The following is a 7385-nucleotide window of genomic DNA, read 5'->3' as shown; positions in this document are numbered from 1 at the left end:
CCCCGGCGCTCCCCTAGCCCCCGCCACGGCTTCCACCGCCGGGTACCCGCCGGCCGCTCCGGCCTGTGCCGTCGGGTATCCGGCCGCTCCAGCCTGTGCCGTCGGGTATCCGGCCATTCCTCCAGCCATCTGGAGCCCCGCCGCACCCCCAGACCCGAGGAACCGAACCGCGTCCCCGGCCTCCGGGGGCGCCGCGACGGCCACGCCCTCCGGAGAGACCCGGTCGGCTGCGCTGCCCTGGTCGTTCAGGACTCGTCGGTGGGCGGCGGTCAGGACGGCTCCGGGTTCCAGGCCGAGCTCGTCCACGAGCGTGCGCCGCGCGTCCTGGAAGGCGCCGAGCGCCTCCGACCTGCGGCCGGCCTGGTGCAACGCCTCGATGAGGAGCGCCCAGGCCCCTTCCCGCAGCGGATGCGCCCCGGCCAGCGCCCGCAGCTCGCCGACCACCTCGGCGCCCCTGCCCAGGCGCAGGTCCAGCCGTACGCGCTCCTCCAGGGCGGTCAGGCGCGCCTCCTCCAGCGGTACGCCGTGCTCCCTGCGCAGGATCGACGACTCGACGTCGGCCAGTGCCTGCCCCCGCCACAGCGCCAGCGCGGCCCGGAACCCCTCGGCCGCCTCCGCGACGCTGCCCGCCTCCCGTGCCCGCCGCGCCTCGACGACCAGCCGTTCGAACCGGTGGCAGTCCACCGCGTCCCTGTCGACGTCGAACAGGTAGCCGCCGGGCACCGTACGGATGCCGTCCACGAGCTTGCGCAGCGCGCTGACGTACACCCTGAGCACCGACTCGGCCGAGGCGGGCGGCCGGTCGTCCCAGACCACGGACATGAGCCGCTCGACCGGCACGGGATGGCGGGCCGACAGCAGGAGGGCGGCCAGCACGGTCCGGTGCTTGGCGGGGCCGGGCGTCCGGCCGCCGTCGATCCGCAGCTGCCCGAGCACGCCGAACCGCGGCTCCTGGCTCATGTGCCGTCCACCGGCCGCACGGTGAAGGAGTCGAAACGCACGCGTACGGAACGGTCCGCCTCCGCGGCCGCGAAGACGCCCACCTCGCCCGCACGGTGCGGGTCGTTCCACAGCCGCCGGCCCCGGTTCACCGTGAGCTCGTATCCGGCCCCCGAGATACGCGCGTCCCCACCCTCAGACGCGCCGACTTCCCACCCGTCGTCCAGGACCGCCTCGTACGGCCACCTCTCCCCCACCAGCCCAGGCACGCTGACGGCGGCGGCCACGACCGCGACACCCCCGGCCACCCACGGCCACCACCGCCGCTTCACCCCACCGGCCACGCCGGATGTGCCGGCCTGAACGGGCGAGCCCGTCAAGGTGCGTTCGACGACCTCGGTGGCCGTTGCCAGGCGGGTGCCGCCGACCAGCTCGGCCAGCAGCTGCTGAGCGGTGGGACGCAGGCGGGCGTCCTTGGCCGGCGCGCGCTCCACCACCGCCCGGATGCCGTCGTCCAGCCCGTCCAGGACGGGGCCCTCCTGCGTGATCCGGGACAGCACCTCGGCGGGCACCCCGCTCCCGAACGGCAACCGCCCCGTCGCCGCGAACGCGATCATCCCGCCCCACGCGAACACGTCGGCGGCCGGCGTGAGCGGCTCCCCCCGCACCTGCTCGGTCGCCATGAACGCGGGCGTCCCGAGGATCGCCTGGCTGGTCAGCCCGTCGTGCCCGACGAGGCGGGCGATGCCGAAGTCGATCACCCGGGGCCTGAGCGGCGAGAGCAGCTCGCCCATGCCGCCCCGGCCGAGCAGGCGCCGCAGCACGTACCCGCCTATGACCCGATCGCCGTTCATCGCGAGACACATTAGCCAGATTCGCCCCCTTTCGACCGGTCCGCGGGTCGGCGACCATGGACAGACGGACGAAGTACCCACGTTTCCGGACCTCCCGCCCGCCGGCCCTGGCCGGGACGGCCGTCTCCGGCCACAGTCGTAGGCATGACGACGACCACGAGATCAGGCCGCCGCTGGGGCAGATTCGCCCTCCACTACGTCGAGATGATCATCGCGATGTTCGCCGGGATGTTCGGCCTCGGCATGCTGCAGTCCGCCGTCGGGCTCGGCGTCCCGCACACGGAGCAGCCCGAGCTCTGGTACCTGGTCATGGCCTTCAACATGTCCGTCGGCATGGCCGCGTGGATGCGGTTCCGCGGGCACGGCTGGGCGCCGACGCTGGAGATGTGCGCGGTGATGTTCGCCCCCGTCGTGCCGCTCTTCCCCCTGCTGTGGCTCGGCGTCATCGACGCCGACGGGCTGATGCTGGTCTCGCACGTCGCGATGTTCCCGCTCATGCTGGCGGCGATGTTCCGCCGCCTCGACGAGTACGCCGCCCACCACCACTGACGGCCTTGCGGTAACCGTCGAGGACGTCCTGCCGCAGCAGGTGTCCGAAGCCGGCCCGCTCCAGGCGCATCCCGAGCGCCGCCACGTCGATCCCGAGCGCGGCGGCCGCCTCGGGCAGGCTCCACCCGTGCGCGGCCAGCACGCTCAGCAGGTGGCCGCGCCGGCTCTGCGCCTCCGACAGCCGGAACGTCTTCAGGTACGCCAGCCGCCCCTCCTCGTCGGTGATCGTCTCCCCGATGTGGTTGTCGCCCTTCCGCTCGAACGACGGCAGGAACCGGCTCAGCGTGAACCGGCCCATCCGGTAGATCTCCTCCACCCGTTCGGGGGCGCGGAGCAGCCCGGCGGCCATCACGGAGTCGTGGAAGCCGGCCCACTCCCGCTCGTGCCGGTCCGCCTCGGCCCGCAGGTCGGCGAGCGAGGAGACCGCGGCGTCGTCGATGACGGCGGGGAAGTCCCTGGCGGGGTGGAGCATGGCGTACTCGTAGACCAGCTCGCCGTACAGGTCGCGGACGAGGGTGGGATGCAGCGCCCGGTAGTCCTCCGGGTGCGGCACCACGAACGCGCCGGCCGGCGCGTCGGCGGCGTACAGCAGCAGCCCGCACTGCCCGGGATGGATCTCGAAGACCTTGAGCGCGTCGTCCAGCCCGCGCACCTGCGCCCCCGTGTACGCGTCCTCGGCACGGGGGGACAGCCCGTGGGCGACCGCCCGGCGCGACCACTCCTCCCACGCGATCTCCGGCCCGCCGAAGTGCAGCGCGAGGAACCCCTCGACGGCCAGGTGCAGCGGCAGGAACCTGAGCCGGTTCCGATCCGCCCGCCGGGCCATCCTGCGCCGCAGCCGGACAGGCACGCGTCGCAGCGGCTGCCCGAGCTGCGTCCCGTACGCCGCCGCCGGGCCGCCGTCGCCGGTCCAGGACGCGACGAAGGCGTGCGGCACGTACGCGGTGTAGACCGTACGGTCCGGCAGGAACACCACGGAAGGCTCGTCGCCGTACACCTTGGCGTGCAGGCGCAGGTCGACGATGGGCTCGCGGCGGACGAGCGGCACCAGCCGCAGCGCCCCCCAGGTCTGCGCGGGCCGCGTCTCCAGCCCGTCGAGATCGATCACGAAACCCCCCGCTCACCCAGCGTCAACCGCTCACCCGGCGCCGCCCGATCATCCAGGGCCCGCCGCTCGCCAAGGGCCACCCGATCTCTCACGGCCGCCCGGTCCTCCAGGTACGCCCGCAGCTCCGCGACCCCCGTCCGCCCCTCCGCGAACCTGGCCAGCTCGACCAGCGCCGGCAGGTCCTCCGCGTCGCGGATCCCGACCGTCGGCACCATCGGCGACAGCCGCCGCACGTCGAACTGCTCGGTGTCGTACACCGGGTTGAGATGCACGACGCCGACCTCCCCGCCCGGGTCGAGCCGGCGCCGCCAGACCCGCAGCACCTCGGCGGCCAGCCCCGGCGGCGCGTTGTCCCACCCGTCGGAGACGATGACGACCAGGCCGGGCCGCGTCTCCAGCGCGTCGACGATCCGCCGCCCGAGCGGCGTGGGCCCGGACGGCCGTGCCATGAGCGGGTCGGTCCCGCCCGACACCCACAGCCCCCGGTACGTCCCGGCCAGCGCCTCCAGCAGGTGATGGCAGGCCAGCGCGACCGCGAGCGGCCGGCGGCGCTTCACCGGCGAGCCGTAGGAGGAGAAGCTGTCGTCCAGCACCGCCGTCACGGTCCCCCACGTGCCGGCCCGCGCCCCGGCCGCCCGCGCCGCCGAGGCCCGCAACGCGCCCACCAGCTCGGCACGCCGCTCCGCCCGCGTCCTGTGATCCAGCGACAGCACGTACGAGGCCACCCTGACCAGCGGCAACGCGGCAAGGTCGGCGTCGGTGCGCACGCCGTCACGCTCCGCCGCTCCCGCGAGGCGGAGCCGTTCCAGCCGGGTGAGGCGTGGCGCGATGCGTTCGAGGAAGACCGCCCGGCTGATGCCGTGCCGGGCCGCGAACCCCTCGGCCACCGTGTACGGCAGGTCGTACAGCGCCGAGGTGTCATAGTGAGCCCGCCGCCACGCCTCCAGAACGGGAGTCTCGTAGCGGGCCCGGCCGAACGGCGCGAACAGGAAGTCGCCCAGCTCACCGGCCGGCCGCAGGTGCGCGTGCCGCACCGCCGACTTCACCGCCGCACGGTACTTCACCGCGTCGAAGGCCAGGTCGGGACGACCGGCGAGCCAGTCGCGGACGATCGCCCTGGTGCGCCGGTTGTTGACGCCCTCGCGGCGCAGCCGCCCGAAGAGCCGGTAGACCCGGGGCGGGCTCATCCGGCTCAGCCGCCACGCGATCAGCCGCGCGTCACCGGCCCCGCCCTTCTGCCGCAGCAGGTTGGCGATGATCAGCGCGGCGTTGTGCTCGTTGACGTCGAGCGCCAGGGTCAGGGCGTACAGGTCGGGATAGTTGCCCTGGATGTAGTCGTGCAGGAAGCCGAGGGAGAGCCGCTGCTCGCCGGCCTGGCTGTGGAACTCGCGCTGGCCGGTCGAGGTGATCGCCGCGTTCGCGAAGAGCAGCAGGTCCTCGCACTCGATCAGGTCGGCGTACGTCTCCATCGGCTCCCCCCGGGATCGTGGACTGGCCGGGGAATGGGGGCACGAGCTGCGAAGCATCGCTTCAAAGGCGGGTTCCGGAAGTCGTACCGAAGTCCCGCGGCCAGTCCAGATCCGGACGTTACCGACGAAGATGAGCGGAAGCGAGGTGTTTTACGCCACCGCCTGCCCGGCGTCGACCGCCCGCAGGAACTGCGCCAGCCCCGCGAGGTCGTCGGTGTTGATGTGGTCGACGTCGGCCGCCACGAGCTCCCGCCAGAGCGCCTCCCTGGCCGGGCCGGACGCGTCCGGGGTGGCCCAGAAGCGTACGCGCTGGCCGTCGCGGTGCGCGGTGGCCACGATCTGCCGCAGCTTCTCGCGCTCGGCGGCCGGCATCTCGCCCTCGCCGGTCCAGGTGAAGTGGTTCGTCCAGTTGTCGCTGATCAACGGGACCAGCCCGGGGTCGCCCTGCCCCAGGTCCGACAGGCGGCCGTCGTAGAAGGCGTACCGGCGTTCCTGCGCGGCCATGAGGTCGCGCGGCCGGTCGCCGCTGACGACCACGGTCACCGCGCCGGGCTTCACCTTGCCCTTGTGGAACGTCGTGAGCATCGTGCGGTAGCCGCGCAGGACCTCGTCCAGCGCGGTGTAGGTGGCGGCGCCGTTGTTCTTGATGTCCACCAGCAGCTGGAGCGGCTGCCGGGTGCCCGGGTAGACGCTGCCGGCCCGTACGCGCTCGGCCAGCGGGTCGAGGTAGAGCGCCTGGAGCGTGCGGCCCGGGCGCAGGTCCTCGGGGTCGTGGCCGACCAGCAGCTGGCCGTCCACCAGGTAGACGTCGGCCTCGACGCTGGTGAAGCCGTGGTCGAGGGCGTCAAGGAGCGGGCGTTCGTGCTCGTAGTCGTTGTGCGCGTGGGCGCGGGCGAGCGGCTCCACGCCGGCGGCGGCCGACGCGGGCAGGGCCGCCGGCAGGGCCGCCAGCAGAACGGCGCCGGCGGCGACCAGCACGCCGAGTGCTCGACGTAACATCGCATCTCCTTCGTGGTGAGGGGATGCACGCCACGCTAACCGGCAAAAGTGTGACATAAGTGACTATTGATAAAACTACGGGAGATCGCGCGCAGCCCGTGCCCGGATCTGCCCGAGCGTCTCGTGGCTCGCCTTGATCACCGACACCAGCACGTACGCGACCAGCAGCAGCCCCAGACAGAGCGCGTCGGCCGCCCACCACGGGATCGCGGCGAGCAGCAGCTGCCCGTCGCCGCCGGTCAGCGACCTGATCCCGGCCGTGACCAGCACCACCACCAGACCGACCAGCACCCAGCTCCGGGCGCGTGGCAGCCCGCCCTTCGTCCACAACCGGATCCGCCATCCCATGAACACGGCCAGCACGCCCAGCAGCGCGCAGAACCCGATCAGCCACCACGGCAGCGTGAAGGCCGGCTGCTGCGGAAGCGGCGCGGCGGCGGGCGGCGCGGCGATCTGCGCCCGCGCCGTACGCAGCTCCGCCTCCGCCCGGTCCTTGGCCCGCACCGCCGCGTCCAACTGCTTGCGCAGCTGGGACACGCTCTTCTCGTGCCGCGTCGGCGGCGGCGCGGCCTCGGTCGGCAACATCCGCGCCACCACGGTCAGCATGATCGCGATGAACGCCAGCGCCAGCACGATCGTCATGAACAGGTCGATGAAACGCAGGTCGAGCGGCGGCGCGAACGACCGCGCCGGACGACGCCTCACGGCTCCCTCACCAGGGTGTACTTCTGCGGCCGGCTCTCGAGGGCGTTCAGCCGCTCGACCGCGGTGCGCAGCGCGTCCAGCCCCTTGACCAGCTCCTCGGTCCTGCCGCGCGACTCGGCGAGCTCCTGGGTGAGCCCGTGCAGGGCGGGCGCCGCCTGCTTGGCCGGCAGCCGCGCGATGTGCACGAGGAACACCTCGTCGGCCGCGGTCACCCCGGCCCGCTCGGCCCGCTCGACCAGCGCCATCGCTCCGAACGCGACCACGCTCAGGAACAACGCGATCAGCGTCACCCCGAACGCCGAGGCCAGCTCGGGCAGCACGTGCTGCTTGAGCGCCGTGATCAGCGCACCGGGGTCGCCCTGGCTGTCGAGCGCCCCGGAGAACGAGGTCACCATCGCGGCCATCGTCAGCGCCGTGCCGATGAAGCCGAAGACCGGCAGCGCCCAGATGAGCGCGTGGTCGAGGTGGTGCCGGTTGACCATCTCGTTCTCGTCCAGCGCGGAACGGGCGCTCAGCACGGACTCGCAGTCGTTCCCGGCCTCGGCCGCCTCCCTGAACAACTTCAGCCGCCGCGCCACCAGCGTGGCCTCGCCCGGACGCACCGAGGTCACGTTCGCCACCGCGCGCGCCGTCGCCGCGTTCTCACGCCGGATGTCCGGCACCGCCCGGGCGATCCTCAGCACGGCGGTCAGGAACACCACGAAGATCAACGTGACCACGAGCTCGGCGGCAGGCGGCGCGGTCGTCGCCCCCACCGCCCCC

The 7385-nt window shown here is 73.3% G+C and carries 8 protein-coding genes; 1 reads left to right on the top strand and 7 read right to left on the bottom strand.

Features of this window, described 5'->3' with window-relative positions:
* Window positions 1-960 (bottom strand): AfsR/SARP family transcriptional regulator (locus tag E1286_RS44520; protein WP_187368320.1); only part of this gene is annotated, 960 nt, incomplete at its 3' end.
* Entirely contained in the window at window positions 957-1793 is an 837-nt protein-coding gene (locus tag E1286_RS44515) for a protein kinase domain-containing protein (protein ID WP_165970203.1), read from the bottom strand. The genes E1286_RS44520 and E1286_RS44515, both read right to left, overlap by 4 nt.
* A gap of 144 nt (window positions 1794-1937) precedes the next feature.
* Here E1286_RS44515 and E1286_RS44510 point away from each other — a divergent pair, with 144 nt between their 5' ends.
* A complete protein-coding gene (locus E1286_RS44510) occupies window positions 1938-2342 on the top strand; it encodes a hypothetical protein (protein ID WP_132623034.1) in 405 nt (134 codons plus the stop codon).
* On the opposite strand, the gene E1286_RS44505 is transcribed toward E1286_RS44510, so the two are convergent.
* The 5 genes from E1286_RS44505 to E1286_RS48600 all read right to left on the bottom strand — a co-directional run.
* On the bottom strand, window positions 2287-3450 hold the full coding sequence (locus tag E1286_RS44505) for an ARPP-2 domain-containing protein (RefSeq protein ID WP_132623032.1): 1164 nt from the start codon (window positions 3448-3450) through the stop codon (window positions 2287-2289). The genes E1286_RS44510 and E1286_RS44505 overlap by 56 nt on opposite strands.
* A complete protein-coding gene (locus tag E1286_RS44500) occupies window positions 3447-4919 on the bottom strand; it encodes a hypothetical protein (protein WP_223190918.1) in 1473 nt (490 codons plus the stop codon). The genes E1286_RS44505 and E1286_RS44500 overlap by 4 nt, the downstream gene beginning before the upstream one ends.
* 150 nt (window positions 4920-5069) lie before the next feature.
* The gene (locus E1286_RS44495) at window positions 5070-5918 is read right to left on the bottom strand and encodes a phosphatidylinositol-specific phospholipase C/glycerophosphodiester phosphodiesterase family protein (protein ID WP_132623030.1); all 849 of its coding nucleotides are present in this window, start codon (window positions 5916-5918) and stop codon (window positions 5070-5072) included.
* A gap of 75 nt (window positions 5919-5993) precedes the next feature.
* A complete protein-coding gene (locus E1286_RS44490; RefSeq protein ID WP_132623028.1) occupies window positions 5994-6623 on the bottom strand; it encodes a hypothetical protein in 630 nt (209 codons plus the stop codon).
* A partial coding sequence (locus tag E1286_RS48600) for a hypothetical protein (protein ID WP_223190917.1) occupies window positions 6620-7385 on the bottom strand: 766 nt, incomplete at its 5' end. The genes E1286_RS48600 and E1286_RS44490, both read right to left, overlap by 4 nt.

Source organism: Nonomuraea terrae (genome assembly GCF_004348995.1).
Classification (GTDB): Bacteria; Actinomycetota; Actinomycetes; order Streptosporangiales; family Streptosporangiaceae; genus Nonomuraea; species Nonomuraea terrae.
The sequence above is the reverse complement of the archived record's forward strand: the minus strand, read 5'-3'. Positions and strand labels throughout refer to the sequence as shown.